The sequence below is a fragment of the Bacillus sp. CR71 genome, from assembly GCF_003429245.1.
Lineage (GTDB): Bacteria > Bacillota > Bacilli > Bacillales > Bacillaceae_G > Bacillus_A > Bacillus_A thuringiensis_S.
This window is the reverse complement of sequence record NZ_CP031748.1, coordinates 2490384-2515812: the sequence shown is the minus strand read 5'-3', so window position 1 is coordinate 2515812 and position 25429 is coordinate 2490384. Positions and strand designations below refer to the sequence as shown.

Genomic DNA, 25429 nt, shown 5'->3' with positions numbered 1-25429 from the left:
ACAGAATAAATTTTCAAGACGATTCACTACAAACTTTCAAGCAAATGTATATTTTATATTAAATTAAAAAGAACCCATTTTGAAAACAGATTAATCAAAATAGGTTCATCAATTAAAGAATGAAATAAACGCTTTATAAAAGTTTAATTATTTTTAAAATGATTCCCTTCAAGAAAATATGACAAAATAGCATATAATAAGAAATAATATTATTATGAATTTCCTATTTAAGAATGCGAAATTATTTTACACACATGAAACTTTAATTTAAAGGGTAGTTCTATAGATTTCATATTTCCTACCAAAAATATGATTGACTTTCAAAAATCGAAAAAATTACCACCACTTGAAATAAACATACCTTCTTAAACTACAATCTTTGAAAGCTCAAGCTCCCTTTCAATAGCATTCATAATACCTTTAAACTTCTCAAAATACATCGGAATCCATTCTTTCAATATACAATAAACTATCAATAGAACTAGATCTATAAGAATTTAGATTTTCTTCTCTAAAACACGCTTGGTAAAAGTTATTCACGCATTTTACTAATTCTTTTCCATCAAGACAAGGATTGAATAATTTTAGAGTTTAACTTTAAATTCCTTTTCCTTAACACTCACTTTATCACCATTTTTATAGAACTCGTTTACAATAAATATATTATCGGTTGGTGTTTGAATTAATAACTCGATTTTACTTTTTCCGTCTAAAATATACTTCTCTAAGTTTATTTTATATTTATTTTTATATTTAGAGTTCTTTATACTTATTTTATAATTATTATTATCTAATTCTTCTTTAATTTTATCAATATCTAAGGTATGTAACTCTGAATTCTTACCTTTAAAAACTTCAATAGAGCTACCATAACTCTCTATTTCTTTAGCTTGAATATTAATCTTGTTATTAGGATCAGCATCCCTATTAATACGTACTTGAATTTTTATCTTATCAATATTATTTATTTCTAATTCAACCGGCATTTGTTTTGTATTATTAAATTTAACTTTAGCAGACTTTTCTTGTCCAAAAGATACAAGAGTGATCGACATGCCGCATATAAAAAGTAAAAAGGCTATATATGCAAAAAAACTATACGGTATATATTTATTTATTTTACTTTCTAATACATTGGTCAAGTTAACTAGTTTATCACGCGCATTATTATTTATTCGTATTATAAATATGCTTGCTAGAATTACAATTGAAAATGCACCCAGTATCCACTTCCAAAAACTAACATCTTCCGAAAATTCTGTGATCATTAATATTAAAAATATAAATATTATAATATTAAAACTGTATTTTAAATTCTTAAATATATCCTTAAAACCTTCGTCAGCCCTTTTAAGCGCTCGCACTTGAAGATCTATTTCATCATAAGAAATAAAAGATTTTGTTTCAAAATAAATATACTTAATTACTGAAAGCATCATTGCAATTATTACTGTCATAATAGATATTGCTATAACATGTTCAAGGTTAAAAATTGTTTTCGTATATGCACTTTCGGAAAAAAGTTTATACCATATTTTACTCCCCTCTTGTAATATAAACCAGGCACCACCAAAAAGTGTAATTGTAACAGCTAATCGAGTCGCCCGGTCCTTAAACTCATTATTATCCATTTATTTCTCTCCTTCAAAATGTATATATTTATCTTAATATAAAAATTAATTTATGTAAATTTAAGAATTATATAAAATCCCCGAATTAACATAAATTCAATTTATTGTTATTAATATGGATCATGGACAGTTGATTAGGTTTTTGTAATTATAATTTAATTACAGAAGAAACGGCCCCCTCCTTCTCAAGTGTCATCCATCTTCATACGATTTTCTATTGATAACTTTCTTTATTTTCTAAGATAGCTAAGCAAATTCATTATTTATCTATTTCTAAAATATTTATGTTTTATAAATAATCCCTGCGTAAAAAATAAAAACGTCAATAAAAGCTTACGGAACAATACCCCCCAAGATAAAAAAAGATATAGAACATTTGCATTTCAACTATCTTTATAAATACCAAAATCCAAAGAAACTAGCCAACAAAAAATAGGGATTATGGAGGTGGAATTCATAAAAAAAGAGAGCCTTATTTTTGGCTCTCAAAACCTTTATCACTGCCTTTTTCAAATAAATCCTTTAAAAATTCTGGGATTCCTGTTTCAAGCTCTACTTTGTTATAATCCATATCAAGATCTTTCTTTAATTGATTATATTCCTTAACAAAAGTTATAACTAATCGCTTTGTATACTCCTCTCTTTTTCTTGACGCTTCTTTCAAGTCATCGGCTTCTCTTTGAGTTCTCTCTTCTTTATCTGATACACTCTTTATTATAGACCTTGTACTGCTGATAAAGTATGTATAATCATGAATAGCATTTAGTAAATCATTACTAGCATACGCAGAATTTTTTAAAGTAAACTCTATCATATAATCATTATTTATTTTCCCTTCTTCTCCCGCACTACCAAAATAAATTCTCTTACCCTTGCTAACTGCATTAAGAAGTCCAGCTGCTCCAAGTCTAGAAATAATGATCGTATATAATGGAGCATACAAATTTTTAAATCTTTCTTCTTTCCATTTCTTTTTTGCCTTCCATGGATCAATAATAAAATGAAGAACTACAAATGTCAGTATCGCTACAATTGCTGGAATTGTAATCTTTGTATCTAACCAACCTGTCATAAAAAACATCCTCTCCAATATTTAAACTAGACATCCCAAAACTTAAATACAAAAAAAAAGAGACTATCCTCCTCTTTAACTATATTCTAGATTTACACGTTCCATTTACAACATTCACTCACGTAGAAGAAGCCAGAGAACGAGCGTCAGTTACTTTATGCCAATACCGCAAAAACTTTCATTATCTTATCCAGTATTTAAACAAAAAATATATAACACCTGATTTATCTACTGTTTATTATAATATTATAATATAGATATAGAATGTAAGCAAAACTGACTATCAACTTCATACTTATAAAGGGAAGACAAAAGTGAAATCATTATGCATATCAGGACTTTACACCTTAGTCTTTGCTTGCAATAATGAAGATCTGCCTATTTTTATCATCTTAACATTCCTCAATATATATCTAACGTTACTCCAGCAACTAGCTTATAAACGATACTATTATTTTTAAGAATTTTCACATTAAATAAATGCTTAACTACTACCTTTTTAATCTTACATCCTTTCCACATGCGTATACCAGTAATTATCCTATAAAAATTTTCGAAAAATAAGAATGCATAGAAAAGTAAACTATATAGCTTATATCTAAGAGATATAGTATTTACCTTACTTTCATAAAGGATAAGAAGCAAAATTTATAAAAAGCAAACATAAAGATGATCACTCTAATATGAGCAAATGCATTCCCGTATTCTTAGGATTAAATAAGCTGCTACTTTTAAATATTTAGGCTTTTATTTTAGTTTATACAATTCTTTATATCGTCATTTCCTCTTTATATAATTTTAATTATTATACACGGAGGGTAAATATGAAAAATATGCAGACACGTAATAACTACTCTTTAAAAAAGTAAGAGTTTCAATTAGACAGACTCAGAGAGTTAAATAAATTATCCCTGTACCTTTTTTATCCTGAACTTATTCGTACAGAATATTTCGTGAGGTTCCTACAAGAAATTCCAGATAGTTTCAATAGTTATTATTTAGAGCGAGGATGGATCGTATTTAATTCAATGGATAATGAAATAAGTAGTAAATGAATTTAAAAAGTTTTTTCTTTCCGTTAGATAGTGTGAAATTTGTTATGTCCATTTCTAAGTTCTTAATAGTATCTAACCTCCTAACACCTCAAGCATTTTTAAAGATTGCTGGCATCAGCGTTTCTAGCAAATTGATATACCTCGAAGTACTGGTATAACAATTTCTTATTCCCTAGTGTTTTCTTATGAGTTATAATTTTAAAAATTTGAGCACCAAGCATAGCACGCAAAGGCCCCTTGTGTTTATCTGTATACAAAAAATAAAAATGAGACAATTACGGTTCTCTTTTTGTTAACACTTAAAAAACTTAAGACGAGAGATATTTCCCCTCGTCAGTTTTTCTAAAATTCTTGTTCCCTTAGACTTTTTTCTTACCATCCTATGCTTCGATAAGTTATAACAGCTTGGTTACGAACAATAGAGTTCTCGTCGTTTAGTGCCTTTTTAATGATTGGAATACTGTAACTTTGGTCAGCCCATTGACTTTTAGCAAGTTCCTGCAATAATCTTTTCCTTACATCAAATCTATTACTCTCAATTAAGGAAAGTAATTCTGCTGAAATCGAATTTAATAAGATATGATCTACACTGAAAATAGCATCTAGTAATACTGAAGGCTCTCTTCCATTCTTAATCTCTTGAATCAGTTTCTTCATTTCCTCTAAAGAGGTGGAGAGAAAATAAGCTAGTGCTTCCAAGCCAACCTTTTGTACATCCAAGCGGGGATGCTTAGAAAAATACTTCCTTTTTTCTAAGGAGAGAATTTTACATTTTTTTAATAAGGTAATTAGCTCCGGTAAAGGGCTTTGAGGAACCACATGACATTTGGGACAAGAGGAACCAACAACTCTTATTTCGTCAGTATTACACAAAACACCATGCTCGTCCCAAAATTTTGCTATTTTAAATATCATTTCTTCATCATATGCACCGCCCATTTTAAGCATAACTTCCGCAACTTTCTGAACTATAATTGGTTCGTCGTCGTTAATACCATTCATTAAAGCGGTACTAACTAATTCATTGTTTTTTGCTTGATAAAAGTCAGATAGGGATCCATATAAATAATGTAGACCTTTCGTCCGCTTTCCTTTTAAGCGTTCCAAAATAGCATTAATAGCATTCTCTCCTAAAATAGATTCTGCTATTATTGTAAAGTAAAATAAACTTTCTCCTTCCGCCTCCATAAATGCTTCATAAAATGAAGACATTATTTCAGATTTTTCAAAGCAATTTACTAATAAAAGAGAAGCATTACTAGCAATTGCATGGGAAGGATAACTTAAGGACTTAATTAATAGATTCTTATTTAAAATAGATTCTGCTCTTTCCCAGTTAGGTTCATGTATTAGTACATCTGGGAGCATAGAAAGTAATAATCTATCATTTTTAACATTACTTAATACCCACTGAGCCTCATTATAGATATTCTCTTCTACTATTTCATGTACGAGTAACATACCTTTTATAACTTCATCGACGGCAGACAGCTGTATTCCATCCACCAATGGGTTTAAATCGAAAGTAGGGTTTTCCCCCAATTGCATATTACGGTAAATTTTACCAATTTCAAACAAAGGTTCCCCTTCACTAAAACACCATTCTTGTCTATCGGGAATTTGCCTTAATATAGAAGCAAGTAATGCACGTTCTCCTTCGTACATTTTTAGTAAATCCCTATGAAAATCAAATTGATCCAGACTACTTTTAAATTTTCGATTCAATATTTTTAGCAGGTCAAGTCTGCGCATACCTTGAAGCTTTTCTGAAAAATCAAAATAGAATTCCCCACTAAAACCTCCCTCTCCTAATGCCTCAACTACTTCTACTAATTCCTTGTTATCCGAAGTCTCATTTTTTAAAAGCTGCTCCATGGCTAGCTCAATAACCTTATTCCATACCCTCCACCCAGTTGGTATTTTAAATTTTTCTAGGGGAGTGATAGATTCCTTCGGCTTTAATGCAATTAAAGTTAAAACCGTAGATCCATCAATTATAAATTGTCTTGTAAGCAGGGCTAATTTATATGCGACAAGCTTCGTCCACTCCTGTTCATGCTGTAAAAGAGGGTTCACAAGGATTAACGTCCAATCAGGCTCTTGTTGAGCTATACCTTCTAATCCTTCCCCAGCCTCATAACATAACATGGAAATGGGTGAACTAATAGTATTAATGGCTTTCTCAGCGACTTTTTTATTTAAGTCCGAAAGAGTTGGTACTTCTGCTAAAATTGCAGCTGCGAATGCTATATCATTATATAAGTCAAGCTTACCATTTGTATTTCCCATGATAGTTTCAACGAAAAGACTAGCACACCCTGATCCACCAGCTAAAAGCAAGGTCTCGCGCCAAATTGGAATATGCATCCTTTCTAAAAGGAACTCTCGCTGCTTTTCCTCTGGTAAACTAGAAATATATTTTCCTGCCGTATACTCTCCTAAGGTTAAGTGGATAAAAGTATAACCATTCTCATACCCAACCTGAAGATGCTCTAATACCCCAATATCCACCCAAAACTGTAAACAGTTAGTTGCTATTTCTTTAGCTTTTAAAGGCATGACACCAAGCTCTTCTTCTATAAAAAAAGATAGTTTTTGTAATATCTCCTTCTTAGATCTTCCTCCCTTACCATCAAGTACATTTTGAAGAATCCACCCAATCCATTCTATAGAACGCATTGCTATCTGTTCATTAAGTTGTTTCTCTTTTACCCTGTCTGATTGTCTGATCCATTCCTCAAGGATTTTACTATATAACTCAGCACGGTACTTACCAAAAGACTTCCCTGAAACTAACAACTGAATTAAAAAGTTTAATAATAATGGGCTTCGAGCTGCCACACTAACCATTTTATTATTTTCTAATTGCTGCTTGAAACTAGTATGCATTTCTGCTGCTTTTCTCTCATCATCATTTAAGATATTTAAAAGTTTTAAGGAATACGCTTTAATTTCCCTTTCATCTAACGGTAATATCTCAACATGATGAAAAGAATTAAATTGAGCAGATTCATATCCCACCGGACGGGTTGTCACGACCACTCGGGTATCCTGTCTATCAATTGACCATTCAAACAACGATTGACTTACTCTTCTTCGAATTGGTTCACATTCATCTAAACCATCGGCAATAAGAATAATCTTAGGTCCTATCTCCGACTTTAGTAACTCTTTATCTCCAGCATACCCATCAAGCGCAACAGACCATAACGCATCCTCAAAAGATCTTCCCAGTTCCATTTCCTTTGCCACATGTGGAAGACGGACATACAATACCCTCTCACCTTTAGCTGTCAATCTATTCACCGCTCGTCGGACAAGAGTACTTTTCCCAGAACCTGGTCCTCCAATAAGGATGACCCTTTTACCTAACTCAGTGACTTCCTGGGCATTTTTTTTTGGATTACGATGATGCGAAAGACGTTCCCATTCGTGATATTTGGTAATCTCCATCTCCAATGATTCGTTAATGATACCATTTGACTCATCTATTACGTGCAAACTCGCCCAGGCATGCTCAATGGAAAGTGGTACATTAGTACCTGGAACAATAAATGTTTCTGTACGCTTCTTTAACCAATTAAGGTACCTGCTTATCTCTCTTTCTGCAGTATTTAATGGTGAATTCCCATCTGATAGTAGTAGCTCCTTTTTCTCCCTCCTTTCTCTATCTACCTCGAAAAAAAGTTTATTATGCTGCTTAAGTTCCCATTTTCCATTTCTAGGATCATATTCATAGGGGATTTGCTCACAAGTTCTAGATTCCTTATTAACCTTTAATATTGAAAAATTGTTTCTGTATCTTTCTCCTGCATATGTTGCTCCTCCTATCACCGAGTAAGCACGGTTAAATATTCTTGAAGGCTCTTCAATAGCCGCATGAACATGACCTGATAAAATCAGATGTGTTCTTTGTGACAAATACCTGTAGGTACCTGGACGTTCATATGTATTTTGTTCCGCATCATTTAACCATTCCTTTGGATGATGCACTACAGCAATTGTTATTGGACCATTATCATAGTCAGAAGGATTAATAAGTTGTTCCTTGGATTGCATAAGCTCTAGCTGTGGTAACCCCAACCATAATTCCCCCCTATCTTCATTCCCCCTACAAAACCATGCACTATTAAGTACAACAAATTTAATTCCGTGTATTTCCCTTTGGCCCACCAAGTTAAATTCCTTAGATCCCATGGATAATTTTGTGATTTCCATACCTTCACAAAATCTCTCAAATGCCTCAAAAGGACGGATAAAGTTTTCTAAATGCTCTACTGACAACCACTCATCTGCTTGAGCTGCATTTTGGGGCGGGCTCATTCCCATTGTTTTATTCCTATTAATATCATGGTTACCCGCACAAACTACGAGATTTTCTTTTCCAACATTTAAAACATTCAATAAATTAGATATCCACTCATTTGCTATTGAATATGCTGATTCCTTTCCTTGCCAAGCTATATCACCCGATATAACTACAATATGCGGCCGATCCCCATCCTTTAAATTAGATAATGTTTTAATCATTTCCTTCAAAGCATTATCCCTCTGCGCTTTCTTTGTTTCATCCTTTTCTGACTCCATTCCAAAGTGGAGATCAGAAATATGTAAAATATTAATCTCTTTTAACATATTTTCCTCCCAAGTATTCTTTCTATAAACAAGCCAGCTATCCAAAATTTTTATATTTACAAACTATCGATAATCTTATAAAAAATTATAATTTATATATACCTTTGGTCACAAGGAAAAACGAAGATAGCTTTGATTTATTATTTACAATTTATTCTTAATTGATTTCAGTAATATTATAAATATCCCGAGTATCTTGTATTACTTTAACCATACTAAAATAATTAAATACAACAAATACTCTCTATAGCTTTTCTTTTAGCATTGTATATTTCATTATTATTTTATCAGTATATACAATACCCAAACTAACTTAATACATATTATAATGAAATTATAGAAAGGTGGGTATAAGGGAGATGGAAATTCTAGATATTTTAGACAAAATATCATGGACCTCTTGTTTCATTCTATGAATATACATACTTCTTAAATAAAACAAAGATGACACAAGTAAACCCAACTAACTAGTTGGATTACTCAAAGAACAATATCCATCTCCCCTTATCAATATGTCAAAAACTTCATTGATTTTAAATACTGTTTGTTTGTTTTTAGCTATTCATTACTTTATTGTTACCGACTTTTCTAATTTAAAAATGTTAGACACCATCTACTTAATAGTTATTGTTTTATGGATTTTGGCCGTTACCATTTCAAATTTCATGAAATTCAAAAAATAGCAGGAGGAAAAATAAATGAGCACTTACCACGATCGCTACATCTACCCATCTATTTTTGATTTTTCTAATGAACAAGTCATTGCTACATTCCCTGACTTAGCAGATTGTCATGCTAATAGTACTAACTATGAAGATGCTTTTGAAATGGCTAAAAAGACATTAGCAACTCATCTATATGAAATAGAAGAAAATAAAGGCGCTATTCCGCCCACTTCTATTCAAACTACAGATAATCAAATTATTAGCTTAATAGAAGTATGGATGCCACCATTCCATAGTGAAATTGAAAATAAAGCAGTAAAGAAAACATAACTTTTCCTCATTGGCTTGATAAAATGGGAAAAGCTAATAATGTAAACTACTCTCAAGTGTTGCAAGATGCACTAAAAAAACATTTAGGTATTCATGAAAATAAGAACGTATAAAAGAGATGAATTATCTTCATCTCTTATTTCTTTACTATAAAAAAGAAATAACCCTCTAACATGAACGGCTATTTCTCTTTATATGAACTATTTTTACTAGTCTATACTGTTTTTTCTTTATGAATAATTTTCTTTTAAAATGCATTTTCATTTCTAGATACTACTTAAATCTTTTAGGGCACGTTCCACATTTATCGTATATTCAGACCTACGCAACAATAAAAACACTTTCAAAAAATATGGGAATTCCTCATATTCTTTTGCTGTAACTTCTATTCTTTTCAAAACAATAGGTTTCATCTTTTCTCTATCAAAACTATTAATTTCACAAGTAATTTTCGGTACATCATTATATATATACTCAACAGAGAAGAGGATTAATTCATTAAATTCATCTGATTCTATATAGAATTCAGCACCTACACAGGAACTTCGATAAATTATTATAGAATCTAGAACTGATACAAAAGCAACAGTTAAATCAAAGTACGTCTCAATTTCTGTTATCTTTGGTATCTCATAACTGTGTTCTAACTTATTTCTTATTCCATTGAGTCTAGTAAGTGAACGAGAGTTAAAAACGCCTGACTTACTGAAAAACTCCATTTTTTTATTGAAACCTAAATTACTTTTTTTCACAATCTTAGATAATCCTAAAACCTGCAAACACATATCCATTTGGCACTCTATTGCTCTTTTCAAATGAGATATACAATTAATTAAATGAATCTTATTCATATGATCTTGTTCATTACTGATTTGCTCTAATTCATATTCGGCAAACTTAATGAAATCATGAGAGTCTAAATCATAATCTGGAATATCAGATTCATTAAAACTAAACGATGAATTCTCCATAACTGGAAAGTAATTCATCAGGATTCCCCTTAGTTCTGCTGATTTTTTTAATGTATTAACTACCACTCAACTTTTCCCCTCCCTCAAATCAAAACTCATTTAATCATTCATTATAAGAACGATGTATACTTCTTAATGATTCTAATTCTTTTTTCTTCTCTTCAATATCTTCACGTAGAAATAAACTCACTCGTTCCATCTTCTTAAATGGCACAATTTTACCATTTATAATCATTTTACTAATTCCCGCTTTATTAATCCCTAAAACATCCATTTCCTCTGGTGTCGTTAATACTTCATCATGTAAAAAAGAAAGCAGTTGCTCTTTATCTTCAAACTTGTACACTCTATTCACCTCTTTTTTCTTTAAAAATCCCATAGAGTCGCAATAACGTATTTATTATATAAAAGACCAAAATAATAATTAACAAAATATCCAAAATCGTTTTAAAAATACTCATTTCAACTGAATTTCGAAAATAGGTAAAGTAACACAGTGTAATGAAAATAATTAAGAAGCTTGTTGAATTGCTTGTTTTCTTCATATTGTTTACAAATTGGCAAGTTGTTATAATGTGTATAGAAGGGAGAAGGTGGGCTTCTCTCTTCTGCTCAAAATCATTTTTGTTTACGTCTGGCTGGGCGTTTTCATTTGGTTTTGAGCTTTTTTACTTTTCGTAGATGACTAGGACTTTTTCGATGATTGTTAGTGTTGTAAGTATCATTCCTAGTATCAGTGTTAACTTTGCCAGTTTCTATCCCCCTTTCATTCTTTCTATATTTATTAGACCACTCCTATTCACTTAGGCAAATAGATACTATGCATATATTAGTTATTTTTTTGTTTTTTTATCAATTTGAATTCTAATATTCATTTGAGCTTTATATTGTTTACTTAGAGAATATAGTTCTCTCACCACTTGTCCCATAATTTCATTCTCTCCTTAAAAATATATCTACAGTTAATTCACAGAGAAGTCACCCATTTTTACAGATGGCCCCCTGATTAATTACAAGATTAGACTTTCTCACGTAATCCTTCTAATTCTTTTTTCTTTGCTTCAGCATCCGCGCGTAAAAATAAACTAACCTTGTCCAACTTCTTTAAGGATTCAAATTTCTCTCTTTAATTAATTGATTCATTTACGCATGCTTTAAACCTAATATTTCATTTGTAATGCTTTCATATAATCCTCTTTTTTCTCAAGAGTCTTTTTTGCATTTTCAGCCGTTAATACATAATCTACTACAATATTTCGTAATAATTCCTTCTTAACATTTGGCAGCTGAATTGTTATATCTTCCACGCTACTCTTATTATTTTCAATTGTTTTATTAAATTCTTGGACACTTTTTGCAAGATCCGCTAATTTTTCCATATGTGCGGGATTATTTACATCCAAAAAGATATTACTTCTAAAAACTGCTGTAACATATTTCTTTGAATTTTTCTTTTCTATTTCTGCTTCAGCCTTTTTATCGAAAACAGCATCTCCTGTATACATTTGTTCAAACGTAAATATATCATTATTCCCTTTTCCAGCATAATATGTATTGAATTTTTCTTTTAAATCATTCGCTTCTTTTTTTATTTTATAATTATCATTCACTACTTTTGGAGAGACTTGTCCATCGAATGATAATTGAAATTGTAAATACGGTTTATCTACTTGCTGTACATGGGCTATTCGTACATCTGGTCCCATTATATCCTTACCGTTTTCAATTGTTTCAACTTGATCTAGTTTAACAGAAAGACCATACTCTGATTTTGTATAATTTTGTGCTTTTTGTTCAATTTCTTCATTCGATATATCACATGATATTAGTAGTAGTAAACTAATCATCATGCTATATGTTACTTTTTTTATTTTCATATGGTAGCCCCTCTTATTTTCACTTTATATACACAAATGCTAATATAGATTTAGAACAAAGTCACGAAGTTTCACAGAAAGAAGAACAATTTCGAATAAGTTTGCTATATGTATAAAATTAAAAGGTTTACATATATTCTACTACTTCTTAAGGAGGCATTTATCTTGAACTATGGCTGGGCTGGAACTATTGAACAATTTAAAGAATTAGATTTAAGATCATTCATTAAACAATTGCAATATCATGTCTATAAAACTAATGCAAATGATCCCAAACTTGCTTCTCAAAAGAGAGCATGGATTGATAGTTACAATAAGCTACAAGATTTATTTAATCGATTTCCTAATTTAGATGCATCACTTATTTTTGAATATGAGATTTTACGCGGAGGTGGCCGTCGTCCAGATATACTTTTATTAATCAATGGCTATTTGATAGTCATCGAATGTAAAAGTTATAATCACGTTTCACCTTCTGAATACATTCAAACATCACTTTATATGCGTGATCTCCAGCATTATCACTCAGCTATTCAACAATCTAACATGCAAGTCATAGGTATTCTACTGCTTACAAACTATGAAGGTGAACAATGGGAATTCCAAAAAGATTATCAAGTAACCCTTTCAACAGTTGATGGATTGGAAATTATTATTAACCGAATATTAGATAAAACTGAAGTACAAACTTTGACGATAGAGGAAATAATCAATGGTTTCTATGAACCTTCACCTTCTATGCTAGAAGCTGCTCGTTCCATTTTACATAATGAACCACTCCCTGATATTAAAGCAATATCAAGCAGTAATTTTCCAAAAGTACAACAAACTATACGAACAATTATTCAAGAAGCACAAAATACAAATACCCATCACTTAATCTTAGTATCTGGTGAGCCAGGAGCAGGTAAAACATATTTGGGTCTGACCATTGCACATGAAATGAAAAATGCAGTTTATTTATCTGGTAACGGGCCATTAGTAGACGTATTACAAGATACGTTAAAAAATAGAACGTTCGTACAAGGCCTATATGGATATAAAATGGATTTTCTCGAAAAGAAAACCATTCCAAAAGAACAAATTATCATTTTTGATGAAGCACAACGAGCATGGGATACCAAAAAAGTCGACCAATCACTCACTCGAAGAAAGCGAGAAGCCCAACACTTAAGTGAACCCGATATTATAATGAATATTACGACACATAATAAGCCGTGGAGTGTAACAATTGGCTTAATTGGGGAAGGTCAAGAGATCTATTCTGGGGAAGAAGGCGGTCTCCCTCTGTGGAATACTGCGATCGCTGAAAAAAACGTGACTGTTCATTCTAAATACCCTAATTCTGTATTCACAAATGCATTACATTATAAAACTCATTCTCAGCTACATTTAAATTCATCTTTCCGTGCTCATGCAGCTTTAAAATACTATGAAATTATTAATACTTTATTAGATATTAATTTTGAACAAACGAAACAGCTTATTCATAACCTACCGAAGGAACATTATCAGCTTTTTATTACGCGTGATTTAGACAAAGCAAAAATTACTTTAAATCAGCTTTATCAGGATGATACAAAAACAGTTGGTGTCGTCTGTGCTGGTGGCGCTGATCGTCAAAAAGAAGTCCCTGTTCTACCACGAGATGAACGATATGAAAGGCCTAGTAAAATCGCTCAATACTTTAACTATCCAGGGTCTCAATACTATTGTAAAAACCTTAACTACAGCGCAACTGAATTTCAAACACAAGGACTTGAACTAGATATGGCACTCGTTCATTGGGATGATGATCTTTATCTACAAAATGGGGCTTGGAAAGGACAACACTATCAATGGGGTGTCGAAGATCCATTCCAAATTAAACTCAATGCATATAGAGTTATTTTAACAAGAGGGCGAGATGGAACAATTATTTACATACCACCAAAACCTATTCTAGATGAGACTTGGAACTTACTTTAAAATCAATTAAAAATCCCTGAATTAATGTTTTAAAACCTATAATAAGAGACTATATTCAAGATTCCCTCAGAATATAGTCTCTTATTTTTCTATTTCACAGCAACCGGGATATCAGTCTTACATGGCTTAAAACAATTGCAAGAAAGCGTTGCCTCAAACGTCTAGTATTTTTAGGGAATTGCAACTAAAGAAGTTGCTGATTCTTTTATTTCTCTAAAAATTTAATCGCTTTGCGGTACTTCTCCAATCGTTTTAGGTCTTTATCTGTTATTCTAGCAAGTCTTGAGCGATCAGAATTATGTTTTAAGTCTGCAAGTTTAACTGTACGGGCAAGAGAATTTTCTTTCACTCTGCTCAGATACTCAAAATAAGGTGTGTATTTCTCTTTTGTCAGTACCTGCACTGCCTCAACTACGTTATGAGGTATACCAGCATTTAATAAATCAGCAGCTGTTATCTCAGTATCTTCAAGAACATCATGCAAATAAGCAGTAGCCTTCTCTTCTGTCGTATTTACAAAGCTAGCAACTGCCTCAGGGTGTTTGATATAATCCATACCTGCTTTATCTACTTGTCCAGCATGGGCTTTTTTGGCTATCTCATAAACTATCTTTATATAATTAGGTAACATCGCAAAAACTCCCTTTCTTTAAACAAAATCTCCCCCTCTAGCAAGCTGTACTAAAAGTGGAGGAGGAAAATATTGATATAAGCCCTTAGCAAATCACTGGAGTTCATCTTGAAACAAAAAATTTATAAAAAATGCCATCCTCTCTGTATATTTCTACAAAAAGAATAGCATTTTTTGGTTATACGGATACAATTTTATATTAATTTGAATTACGCCCTTTTCCCTTACTGGTATTTATTATATTAATGAAGAAAATTAGTCCGCAGATAAAGAATAGAAAAGGAGGGACCCATGTTCTAAAATTAACAAGACTTATAATAAGCATTATAATGCAAAGGATACAACCTATAATATCAATGCTAAAAGATAACTTTCCCTTTATTGTTTTCATATATAACTATTCCCTTCCAGATGCCATCTTTAATTTATAATTCTCAATATAATAATAACATACGTTTCGACTTTAACTATTTTTTACATTTGATTAATCATGTTGGTTCTGGTGCAACAAATGCTGTTATTGTGTGTACTCGGGTAGCAAGATAGCAATAACCTCTGAAATTAAAATTAAATCTGAACAGATTGAAGAATCCACTACAAAAAATCTAACGAAGCAAAAATAAACAAAATATAGATTTGAATTATATTTCTCAACAACCAAAATTACTTAATGTGGTAAAAAATAATCAGGTTGGCACCCAATACCATATTACGATGGTTCCAGTCGCAGGAAGGCACCTTTAGGTGTCTTTTTTTTGTTTGAAACACATTCTGCCAAAATACCTGTATCTTTGTTAATTTACGACTCATATAAACCAACAAACTTCGTATATATAATTTGTTACCCTAAATGGGTTGAAAATACGAACAGTTATAGGAGGATTTTGTGAATGGTAAAAACAGCTTGTGTAAGTATTATTACTGGAATGCTTTTAATATGTTCAACAGGATGTGCCACTCAAACTGATTCTATTACAGCTAAAACTCAATCAATAGATGATGGCACATATACAACAAAAGAGATCACAGACGCATTTCCTGTAGGAACACCCATAACTACTTACATTCGAAAAGAAGAAAAACTGAACGTAAAACATCTCACCAGTATTACACTTACAGATGGTGGCATCGGTAGAGTTTTGGAAGCAACAGATGGTTTTGTTGTCGTATGTGGGAATGAAAAAGGAATTTTTGATGTGTTAATATTTAAAAACATGGAAGATGTAAAGAAATATGAACAGAATTTAAAGCGATAATCAATATCCATCTTATGCCTTTACACAGACATTGTCCTTCTTGTACTTGCTATAACTCTATGTACAGTATAATTGCATCATAAGTAATCACACGTTATAATAGTCACCTAATTACATATCAAGAGGTGCAGAAAATGAATAAAACAGAATTAACAAAAATAGTAGCAGAAAAAGCTGAACTTACACAAAAAGATGCTGCTGCAGCAACACAAGCGTTATTAGATACAATAACAAATGCGTTAGCAGACGGAGAGAAAGTACAGATTCTTGGCTTTGGTACATTTGAAGTACGTGAAAGATCTGCACGTACAGGACGTAACCCACAAACAGGTGAAGAAATGCAAATCGCGGCTTCAAAAGCACCTGCTTTTAAGGCTGGAAAAGAATTAAAAGAGGCAGTGAAATAAGTATACATATTGAAAAGGGTTCTGATATTTATATTAAGACCCTTTCAATAGCCTTTTTGTTCATAAATCAAAAAAGTATCATCCAACATATATTAGAAGATACCTCCTTTCCTACCTACTCACTGGGCTGTGATCCTTCACGCTCCTTGAGGAAGGGGTCTTCTTGGAAAAATGATAAAAAGAAACATATACCTGCAGAAAATAAGAGGTTATGTTTCTTTTTTGATATAGTGTGTAAAATATAAAAAATTAGAGTATATCTAATACAAATATTCATTGATTTGTACTACCTTTTCCTCATTTAACATTAGAAATTGAAATGGATGAGAACAGATTTGGAGCGCTATTCTCAAAAGCTAGTGTAAAGGAAGGGATTAGTTCATGTATTCTTTCTTGCATTGGTTTCTTATCTACTTCTCCAAGTTCGTTCAAAAGTTCATTCTCTTCTGAAGACCCATCTCTATTGATTAACATCCTTAACATATCTGAGTTAATGATTTCATAAGGCGAATGAACTAACCCATTCATCATTATATATTTTTGGAGCATGGATGAATTACCCTCATTTGCTTGCTTTACAGCTTGTTTAAGATATAAATCAAAATATTTCTGTGCAAATTTCACACCTTTTAGTGGAACGGCTCCTACATGTTCAACACCTTTCCAACGCAAATCCGCAATTGAACTCAGCCACCATGCCGGCTCAATAGCTTGTTGCATACGTTGCAGCACTTTGCGTTCGAATCCAGGTTTATAAGTAGAATGTTCTTTTAAACAAGTATCTAACATTTCAGCTTCAATGGCGGCTACGGTCATCCCTTGTCCGTAAATAGGATCAAAGTTACAAAAAGCATCACCTAACACTAATAATCCAGATGGCCAATTTTCCATTTGTTCAAAATGTTGACGAGTTGACTCCTGCGCTCTAAATCCTCTTGGGACACTAATTGGTTCTAACTCCTTGATTAACTCCCCCATCATAGGGGTAACTAATGAATCCAGTTCTTTTTCATATTCTTTTGAATTGGTTGGTGGATAGTGCAAACCTCCAGCAACAAATAGAAGCGCTTGAGCTATGTTATCTTCAATATATAATAACCCTACAGCACCAACGTTTTTAGCAGGATCTCCTTCAGAAATTGCACTCAATTTCTCTTTGATATGCGGGGGTACTTTATAATATCTCGTGCTATATCCAAAATTCACCTTTAAACGTTCTGGTTCTGGAACATCATATCCTATAGATGTAAGCCATTTATTGAGTTTCGATTGACGACCACATGTGTCCACTACCAAATCGGTTAACACAGTTCGCTTTGTTTTTAATTCGTCTCGTTCTTGAATATGAATTCCAATAACACGCTTGTGATCAGACGAAGCTAAAAGGCCTGTGACTGCTTGCCTTGAATAAAAATGTACATTAGGAATTTCTTGCACACGTTGGCGGATTGTCCATTCTAACAATGCTCGACTGCTCGCTGCACCTTTTCGCTCTATAACTAGTTCAAGTGCCCCATACGGAGAAAATCGAATCATTTTATCATTCTTGATATTATGGGCCCCTAGATTTAATAAATCATCAACATATCCAGGAAAGAAACGATTCATAATGATTTCTCCGCGTGGTAATACACGATGAGGATGAAAGTCTTGGGGTGTACCTGGACGTTCAGATGGTTTTTGGGGTAATTCATCTTTTTCAACAACTATCACTGTCTCAAAATAACTGGAAAGCACGCGTGCAGTAAGCAAGCCTGCAATACCAGCTCCAATCACGAGTGCCTTTTTTCTTTTTGGCTGTTGATATAATAATTGATTATCCATCAATAATCTCTCCTCTTCCTAAAAAATATATTTGTCCAGCATAAAACTATTAAAACTTTTCCAGAAATCAGAATAAACAAATGATGATTCTTCATTATTTCAGTACGGAGCCCGTTGCTATAATCGTTCATATAGGGAAACAAAAACAGATACATTTCAAAACACTACAATTCCCCCTATTACAAGTGAGAAATAATTAACGTGACCAGTAGAATTGTAGTATCTGATAGCACTGGTCTTGAATAGTTTGTTTTTTCTGTTATAAATGTGTCAGTAAACCCAGCACATTTATCGTTATACTTTCAAACTCAGTCCTCTTAAAATATATATGTTTATATTTTTTAGATATACGATTTTAAATCCTTCTGAAATCCCAATAGACAAATGCCCCTTATCATTCCATTACAGAATTCACCCTAAAATAGTAATCTGTTGAAAAACTCATTTTAACGAACAAATGCCTTAATTAGATCACTTTATTATCTTTATCTTTGCAAAGATATTACAATTTTAAATACGTTTTTCAATCCTTTGAATTCAGCTAAACAATTCATTTAAATAACAAGATTTTACTGCATGATAGAAAACCTAAAGCAATGTTGGTATTTCCTTTCATTATGCCCATATTGGATTTGCACCCAACTTTCATCTTATAAAAATCAAGATGGTTCAAGTTAGAGAAAGGATACTCAAATGAGTATCCTTTTTTAACAAGATATAGGTTCATATAACCTGTATCACTGCTCACCGTTTATATTAGTTCTTTTTAAATACTTCTTTATTCCCCCTTTAATATTTTTTATAATTTGCCCCTTAAATGTATCACTTTTGTTATCCTTGTAAATATTTAGTGTTTTTAGAAATATTTATTTGATTTTTAGTAATATTAGGATTCTATTTTATCAAATAAAAACTAGAGGGTTTGAGAAGAGTATGTAATAATGCATAATAAATCAATCGGATATTATGATATACTTTCAAAGAGCTGATACAAAATTTCTTTAGATTGGAAAACTAGAGTTTTATCTACCTAATTGTGGGGACGCCTTATGGCGTCTTTTCTTTTTTATTATAAAGAAACCCCTAAGCATTCATATGCTTAAGGGTTTATCGATTGAAAGGTAGTGCTGTTTGGAATTCCTTAAATTAAGAACAAAGCGGGATTACTCCTAAACCAATTAATAAAGCTGCAGCAAACGCTGGAATTGGCGCAGGAATCTCGATACCTTCTACAACTAAAAAGTATTGTCCATTTACTACTTTAAAACAAACTAATTGCATGGCTAATCCTCCCTTCTGTTAGGATTAATATATTATATTAATTAATTTCATTATTGATATAATTAAATAGTTTGTTTTTAGAAAATTTGCAAAGTTTTTTATTTTGGGTATTATAAAATCCTTAAGTTGTTGAGCATGTAGCAGTACCCCTACTAAAATACTTGCTTTTAAATCATTTTCTCTATATTATATTTATATGATAATATAGAGAAAATAACATATGAAGAGGGTTCAAATTTATTAGTAAGATTTAAATCCTTTTCCAAGATAAAAAGATTTTACCAAAACATAAGATAACTTATGCTTGTCTTATAAAAACACATTTTTTATCATTAGAATTCTGTTTTCAATATAAATGGAAACTTGTGAATAGAAGTTTATTTACTTTCAATGACAGGAGTTAGTGTTCGCAACATAGAGAAACAAGGCACTATACAAAGTAATCTGACAAACCTGGGAGGTATTGTATGTAGTTTGTTCATCTCCAGGTATAATAAAAGAGCCTTACCTCTCTAGGCAAGACTCTACTAGTTTAATTGTATACTATTTATATGATAACTAAAAAACAGAAAACATATAACACCAAATAGCAGCACCCTATTATTCCTCCTACAGCTAATACCTGTTTAACCCAACTCTTAAATTTTTGATTACTGTAAATCGCTTGCACTCTTTCCATATTTCCTCCTATCAAGGAGAACCCTTAAAGACTCTCATCTCGCTATAGTACCATTAAAAAATGAAAAATAGAGGTCTAATGTATAAATATGCAATATTGCATACAAAAATGTATCGTTATTATTGTAAACGCTTACTATAATAACCTTATAAAGATTCACCACATCTTAAATCGAACTCCTCATTATCATCACCAAAACGCATTAAACCAATTTCCTCGTAATTCTTTGCTAAGCAATAAATGATATCTTCCCTAGCGAATCTGTCGTATGGAATGACATACACCATAATCCCACCTTCTTGTAAATAAATGAACAAAAAGTTTTAGCTCATTAGAAGCATATCATCAAAAAAAAGGTGGAGTCCTTAATACAACTCCACCTTTTTTGATGATAACGAATCATTTAATTATTTAACAGTATGTTTTTAAAGCCTCTATATTTTAGGAAACTTTCCAATAAAACCGTACTTCCCTATTTTTTTGAAGAAACAGGATCCATTTTTAATGTTTTTATTCCTTCTTTTAATGTAAACGCATCTGCTCTTAATGTTTTCCAGCTGTCTTTGGCTGCATTCAGATTAGGTTTTAAGAATTTAAATTTATTTTGATCTGCTTTTTGGGATGCTTTATCAATATGATTAAGTACTCCTGAATATTGAGAATCTAAATCATGCCATTGTGCTGACATATAGGTGAGAGCATTAATAGCTGATCCAATTGCATTTTGCATTTCAGCAATATTATTATACGCAACTCCAACTACACGATTCAATGTTATTTTATAGTCTACCGTTTGGCGCAATTGCGCTAATAGCGGTTCTAGCGTACTTAAATTATTTCTTGCTACCCCTATCATTACACCTCCAGCAATCCATGTAGGGATTGAGGGAACTGATACAGTTATTATTCCATCCGATTCTACTTGTTTAAAATGTCTTACTTGCTCTAAAACATCATTTAGGCGTTTTTCATCTTCATCTATTCCAGATGCTTGATTTTTTAAAATCGATTGCAAGATATCTTTATGACCTCCAAATGCTCGGACATCTTCTCCAATACTATCTCTTAACTTAGCTAGTTCTTGTATTAAATTCTGTGTATATGCTTGGTTTTTTTTAATCTCCCCTTGTAAATCTGTAATACCTTCTTTTAATGTATCTGCATCTCCTTCATTAATTGCTTCTACTAATGTATCGTAATAATTGTCAAATGTAGTATCATACTCTACAATTCCTGTAAGAGTATCTAAAAGTTGTTTTTTTATGTGCGCATCCCATTTTGTAGCATGCTCTCTTGCATTCTTTTGATCTTGTACAATTTGACTAGGTAGATTTGTATATCCTTTAATATCAATTCCTTCAAAATTAACATCTGGATTATTAATTAACAAATAAGAGTAATCATTCATGGATTTTGCAAATACCCCAGCATCATGCAAAGCTTTTTTCATCTTTTCGCTGTTTACAGAAAGTGATATATCTTCCGTACTCGTTTGTTCTATTTTACTTTCACTTGCAAAAGCAGCTACTGGAGAAACTACAGTAGTTGTTGTCAGGGTTAAAAACGTTGATACAGCAAGTAGTTTATATGGAAAATTATTATTCACTTTAATTCCTCCTATTAATATATATTAATTTTTAGTTTGTTTTTTCTTGTTTAAAAGCAATGTCTTTTGAAATGAATTCTGCGTCCTTATGAATATCATTCCAACTTTGTTTTGCAGCTTTTAAATCGTCAGGTATTAACGAAAGTTTATGTTCTTGCATTTGGTCGATATTATCATATAAATCTTTATAATTAGCCCCCATTTTATTCCATTGTTGCTGAATACTTGTTAGAGACATTATTGCTTGATCCACTGTCTGATACAAATATGTTAGAGTGTCTTTCGTATTAGTAAGTGAAATAACCGCTTGATTAGCCAAATCAGCTTTCATACTTAATTCTCCAATTTTATTCGAAATTTCATTATAAGAATTCATATGATTAGATGCCTCAACACCAGCTGCTGTTCCTAAACCGATACCAGCGGCTCCTAGAGCTGTAAGACCACCAACAACAGCTGGTGTAGCTGTACCACCAGTCACAACAATTACTACCGCTCCTGCAATCGTTCCAATAATTAAAATAGCTGCTCCTAATCCACCACCAATTGACCAGGCTAATACATTATCAAAATGTGATTTCTGTGTAGAACGTAAATTCTCAATTTCGGCCTGAAGTTGTGGGACTAACGCTTGTTTTCCCGCTAATATAGCCGTCAATCCTCCCTGTCCATCTGGACCACCAACATTATTTTTAAAATCTACAGTATTTGTATACAACTTTGTTTTGAAAGCCTCTAACATCTTAATGACTTCCGTAACTTCATTTGAATTTGTATGAATTGTATCGATTAAATCCCCTATTCCTTCTTTAAGGCTCACCTTATCTTTCTTTTTTACAGTATCTACTAATGTGTCGTAGTAATTTTGAAATTGCTCATCATAATTTACAATATTACGTGCTGTTTTTTGAATGTTTGGCTTCGCTGTATCTAACCAGTAATTTGCATTGATTCGTGACAGTTCCTGATTCAGGTGAATATTTTTAATTAATTCTCCTCCTCCTGAACCTAAATCAATGTTGGATAAATTTACATTCGGTTGCTTAATCATAGTTTTTGCGTACAAATCCATTACAAGAATATGAGACCCTGTTGCAGCCAACGCTTTCTTTAATCCTTCAGGTCCTAACGCATAATTTTCTATTTTCTGTTCTTGAGCTGTCTGTTCTTGTGCAAGTGCATGAATAGTACTACCATTTGTAGCAGTTATAACCGTTGCTAAAGTAGCTAAGGTTATGACTTTAAATGGAAATTTCATCATTTGATTCTCCTCCTTATTTTCCGTTTCGTTATAATTTTTTCAATAAACCTAATTTCTTAATATCAAAATTTATAAACTTGTTCTTCAAGTTGAGTTGTTACACTTTTTAATCGTCTTAATGTATCTTTTTGAGACTGAGTGTTATTGATATCAACTTCAGTCGATAATTTTGTAATACTATTATTTATTAAATCCAAATCCTCTTTGTAACGTTTCATTAGCTCAATTTCTCCATCTACTTGGTTAGCAAATGTATGCAAGTCATTTTGCATGAAAAGAATCATTGATTTTTGTAAATCTGCTACTGTTAATTTAGTTGTTAAGTCATATAATTTCTGATTTTGTTTCTCTAAATCATTTAAATATGCTCGTTGCTCAGCTGTTAGTTTATTAATTTCAGCAAAAGTATTATATGTTTTTTTTATTTTTTCAGGATCAATTACTTTCATAAGATCATACTCTTTCGTTTTTGTAACTGCAGCTGCAGCGATTTCACCTTTTTTACTTTTCTCTATTGTTTCACGTGCTTCTTTTTTTGCAGCCTCAATTTCTATAGCTGATTTTCCCTTTTCTTTTGCTTCTTGCTCTGCTTTCTTCTCTGCGTCTACAATGGCATTGTTTATTTCTTTTCCTTTGTTATACGCTACTACTGCTGTTTGAGCAGCCTGTTCAATAATATCTTTCGATAAACTATAAATTTCTTGGAATACCTTTAGCCCTTGTTCATTTAAAGCTCCTGGTAATAATGCTATTTGCTGTAAATCATTTTGAATTGATTTTTTTGTATCTAGCATTTCATTTTTTAACTTATCTATTTTTCCTGTTCCCTCTGAATTAAGGACAATTTGTGCTTTTACCACATCAGTATCAAGATTTTTCAACTTCTTATCTACCTGTATTTTTAGATCTGTTAACTCATTAATTTGACGTTGCACACTTTCTTGGTTTGTTATGGTCATATCTTGAAGGACTTCCAGTCTATCTGTAAACCCTTCTTTATCTTCCTTATTATCTACAAATCCTTTTAATGTTGGATAATAACTATTAAATTTAGTTACAAATCCTTTACTTTTTGAATTTAATAGAATTAATTTAGGATAAAGTTCGGATGACCACTCTTTCATATCTTGTTTAATTAGAAATTGATTTGTATTTAAAGATGGAACTTCTTCAAGCTGTACATTCGGACTTGCTAAAGCTCCATCAATAAAGGTTTGTGTTAACTTGGAGTGTGCACCTATTTTTCGTAATGCTGAGGAAATATCTACATTATCTTGTTTTGTTTCTGCCTGAACGATTGGCGTTGCTAGAGTATTGATAGGAATAGTCGCCCCGGTAACAATTGATGTTATTAAAAATCCTGTCATAATTTTATTCTTCATTCCTTACACCTCTTCACTATTGTTTTTTTACAAGTTTTAGTCGTAAATGTTGTACAACCTAACGTTAGAATTTCTTCACACACACTTGAGGATAGAAGTTTTTTCAAAAGAGTAATTGCATCTCGTTTTTTATTTATTTTTGATAGAATATAAGGTCCTTACTTCCCCCCCATTTTAATCACTATGCTTTTCATAAGTAAACTAGAAAATTGCACATCTTATATTTGATTTTTCTGACATTAAATTTTTTATTTTTTTCTAATTATACTTAAAAAGTTTTCATACTATTATAACTTCATGAAGTGAAATAATTTTACTACTATAATTAAACATAAAATTTGTCGATATCATTAAATCTTAATAAATATCATACAAAAAAATGTTTTCACTATAACTTTATGGGATTTTATGTATTATGTACTTTATATGAATATGTACAATTGCATACTCATATAGAGTACTATCCTTCAATAACATACAAGGTAGTCACTATACATTCCTATCAACTTAAGGGTTTTTACTCCCCCAAGTGTAAAAAAGTTTTTATTTCTAAAATTTAACTAGAAAAGATGATGTTTTTTATCTATCTTTCAATTTAAATTGAATTACAACTATTTTTTATAGTTTGTTCGAACTGGAGAATACAACCAAATTAATTTAGATAATATAGTGACGAAGTTTTTTCTCAGAAAGAAGGAACTGATTCTAAAAATGATATAACTTTATTGCTACTCAACATTTCCTTAATCGATCTTTTAGTTCAGATCTTCTTTTCACTATAAAAACATCCCTTTAGGTAAACAGATCCCAAGGAACAAAACATCGCAATTTTTTTAAACATCGAGACTCTATTCAAAACATTACGTCTCTCTCGTAAGCAATGTAACTTTATATAGAT

General features: G+C 31.7%; 15 protein-coding genes and 2 pseudogenes. 4 read left to right on the top strand and 13 right to left on the bottom strand.

Translation table 11 applies throughout. The features are described from left to right. Nucleotides 1–584: 584 nt before the first annotated feature. The 3 genes from DOS87_RS12655 to DOS87_RS12645 form a co-directional block, all read right to left on the bottom strand. Entirely contained in the window at nucleotides 585–1631 is a 1047-nt protein-coding gene (locus DOS87_RS12655; protein WP_208730298.1) for a hypothetical protein, read from the bottom strand. A gap of 472 nt (nucleotides 1632–2103) precedes the next feature. Continuing rightward, nucleotides 2104–2703, bottom strand: coding sequence for a hypothetical protein (locus DOS87_RS12650; protein ID WP_208730297.1), 600 nt, complete (start codon nucleotides 2701–2703; stop codon nucleotides 2104–2106). 1427 nt (nucleotides 2704–4130) lie between these two features. Next, nucleotides 4131–8393: a metallophosphoesterase gene (locus tag DOS87_RS12645; protein ID WP_208730296.1), complete on the bottom strand. Its 4263-nt coding sequence runs from the start codon at nucleotides 8391–8393 to the stop codon at nucleotides 4131–4133. Between the two features lie 698 nt (nucleotides 8394–9091). On the opposite strand from DOS87_RS12645, the pseudogene DOS87_RS12640 reads away from it, so the two are divergent. Further along, nucleotides 9092–9501: pseudogene (locus DOS87_RS12640) on the top strand (type II toxin-antitoxin system HicB family antitoxin). Nucleotides 9502–9654: 153 nt separating this feature from the next. Here DOS87_RS12640 and DOS87_RS12635 read toward each other — a convergent pair. The 3 genes from DOS87_RS12635 to DOS87_RS12625 form a co-directional block, all read right to left on the bottom strand. Next, entirely contained in the window at nucleotides 9655–10425 is a 771-nt protein-coding gene (locus DOS87_RS12635; RefSeq protein ID WP_098282840.1) for a hypothetical protein, read from the bottom strand. A gap of 37 nt (nucleotides 10426–10462) precedes the next feature. Continuing rightward, the gene (locus tag DOS87_RS12630) at nucleotides 10463–10738 is read right to left on the bottom strand and encodes a helix-turn-helix domain-containing protein (RefSeq protein WP_098282839.1); all 276 of its coding nucleotides are present in this window, start codon (nucleotides 10736–10738) and stop codon (nucleotides 10463–10465) included. Between the two features lie 781 nt (nucleotides 10739–11519). Continuing rightward, complete coding sequence (locus DOS87_RS12625; RefSeq protein ID WP_208730295.1) at nucleotides 11520–12236, bottom strand: hypothetical protein; 717 nt, start codon at nucleotides 12234–12236, stop codon at nucleotides 11520–11522. A gap of 165 nt (nucleotides 12237–12401) precedes the next feature. On the opposite strand from DOS87_RS12625, the gene DOS87_RS12620 reads away from it, so the two are divergent. After that, a complete protein-coding gene (locus DOS87_RS12620; protein ID WP_208730294.1) occupies nucleotides 12402–14204 on the top strand; it encodes a DNA/RNA helicase domain-containing protein in 1803 nt (600 codons plus the stop codon). Nucleotides 14205–14409: 205 nt separating this feature from the next. Here the strand turns inward: DOS87_RS12620 and DOS87_RS12615 are convergent, their stop codons facing one another. Beyond that, the gene (locus DOS87_RS12615; protein ID WP_208730293.1) at nucleotides 14410–14835 is read right to left on the bottom strand and encodes an HD domain-containing protein; all 426 of its coding nucleotides are present in this window, start codon (nucleotides 14833–14835) and stop codon (nucleotides 14410–14412) included. 890 nt (nucleotides 14836–15725) lie between these two features. On the opposite strand from DOS87_RS12615, the gene DOS87_RS12610 reads away from it, so the two are divergent. Both DOS87_RS12610 and DOS87_RS12605 read left to right on the top strand, forming a co-directional pair. Beyond that, nucleotides 15726–16091, top strand: a complete 366-nt coding sequence (locus tag DOS87_RS12610; RefSeq protein WP_208730292.1) for a hypothetical protein — start codon at nucleotides 15726–15728, stop codon at nucleotides 16089–16091. Between the two features lie 134 nt (nucleotides 16092–16225). Further along, nucleotides 16226–16498: an HU family DNA-binding protein gene (locus DOS87_RS12605; RefSeq protein WP_050845355.1), complete on the top strand. Its 273-nt coding sequence runs from the start codon at nucleotides 16226–16228 to the stop codon at nucleotides 16496–16498. 297 nt (nucleotides 16499–16795) lie between these two features. Here DOS87_RS12605 and DOS87_RS12600 read toward each other — a convergent pair whose 3' ends face one another. The 6 genes and pseudogenes from DOS87_RS12600 to DOS87_RS12580 all read right to left on the bottom strand — a co-directional run bounded on the left by DOS87_RS12600 (nucleotide 16796) and on the right by DOS87_RS12580 (nucleotide 24531). Then, nucleotides 16796–18322 (bottom strand): FAD-dependent oxidoreductase, encoded by a 1527-nt coding sequence (locus tag DOS87_RS12600; RefSeq protein ID WP_208730291.1) that lies wholly within the window; start codon nucleotides 18320–18322, stop codon nucleotides 16796–16798. A gap of 1146 nt (nucleotides 18323–19468) precedes the next feature. Then, a complete protein-coding gene (locus DOS87_RS30120; RefSeq protein ID WP_001177696.1) occupies nucleotides 19469–19603 on the bottom strand; it encodes a hypothetical protein in 135 nt (44 codons plus the stop codon). Between the two features lie 849 nt (nucleotides 19604–20452). Next, nucleotides 20453–20590 (bottom strand): annotated as a pseudogene (locus tag DOS87_RS12595) (DUF6094 domain-containing protein); the annotation flags it as partial. A gap of 164 nt (nucleotides 20591–20754) precedes the next feature. Then, nucleotides 20755–21888: a hemolysin BL binding component B gene (locus tag DOS87_RS12590; protein ID WP_208730289.1), complete on the bottom strand. Its 1134-nt coding sequence runs from the start codon at nucleotides 21886–21888 to the stop codon at nucleotides 20755–20757. 31 nt (nucleotides 21889–21919) lie between these two features. Next, nucleotides 21920–23149: a hemolysin BL lytic component L1 gene (locus DOS87_RS12585; protein ID WP_098522429.1), complete on the bottom strand. Its 1230-nt coding sequence runs from the start codon at nucleotides 23147–23149 to the stop codon at nucleotides 21920–21922. Between the two features lie 62 nt (nucleotides 23150–23211). Continuing rightward, nucleotides 23212–24531, bottom strand: a complete 1320-nt coding sequence (locus tag DOS87_RS12580) for a hemolysin BL lytic component L2 (protein WP_208730288.1) — start codon at nucleotides 24529–24531, stop codon at nucleotides 23212–23214. Nucleotides 24532–25429: the final 898 nt, after the last annotated feature.

Coding starts and splice junctions, on each gene's coding strand:
- DOS87_RS12610 (WP_208730292.1), top strand. CDS start 15,726: ATGGTAAAAACAGCTTGTGTAAGTATTATTACTGGAATGCTTTTAATA.
- DOS87_RS12655 (WP_208730298.1), bottom strand. CDS start 1,631: ATGGATAATAATGAGTTTAAGGACCGGGCGACTCGATTAGCTGTTACA.
- DOS87_RS12625 (WP_208730295.1), bottom strand. CDS start 12,236: ATGAAAATAAAAAAAGTAACATATAGCATGATGATTAGTTTACTACTA.
- DOS87_RS12615 (WP_208730293.1), bottom strand. CDS start 14,835: ATGTTACCTAATTATATAAAGATAGTTTATGAGATAGCCAAAAAAGCC.
- DOS87_RS12580 (WP_208730288.1), bottom strand. CDS start 24,531: ATGAAGAATAAAATTATGACAGGATTTTTAATAACATCAATTGTTACC.
- DOS87_RS12585 (WP_098522429.1), bottom strand. CDS start 23,149: ATGATGAAATTTCCATTTAAAGTCATAACCTTAGCTACTTTAGCAACG.
- DOS87_RS12605 (WP_050845355.1), top strand. CDS start 16,226: ATGAATAAAACAGAATTAACAAAAATAGTAGCAGAAAAAGCTGAACTT.
- DOS87_RS12630 (WP_098282839.1), bottom strand. CDS start 10,738: ATGGGATTTTTAAAGAAAAAAGAGGTGAATAGAGTGTACAAGTTTGAA.
- DOS87_RS30120 (WP_001177696.1), bottom strand. CDS start 19,603: ATGCAATTAGTTTGTTTTAAAGTAGTAAATGGACAATACTTTTTAGTT.
- DOS87_RS12650 (WP_208730297.1), bottom strand. CDS start 2,703: ATGACAGGTTGGTTAGATACAAAGATTACAATTCCAGCAATTGTAGCG.
- DOS87_RS12600 (WP_208730291.1), bottom strand. CDS start 18,322: ATGGATAATCAATTATTATATCAACAGCCAAAAAGAAAAAAGGCACTC.
- DOS87_RS12645 (WP_208730296.1), bottom strand. CDS start 8,393: ATGTTAAAAGAGATTAATATTTTACATATTTCTGATCTCCACTTTGGA.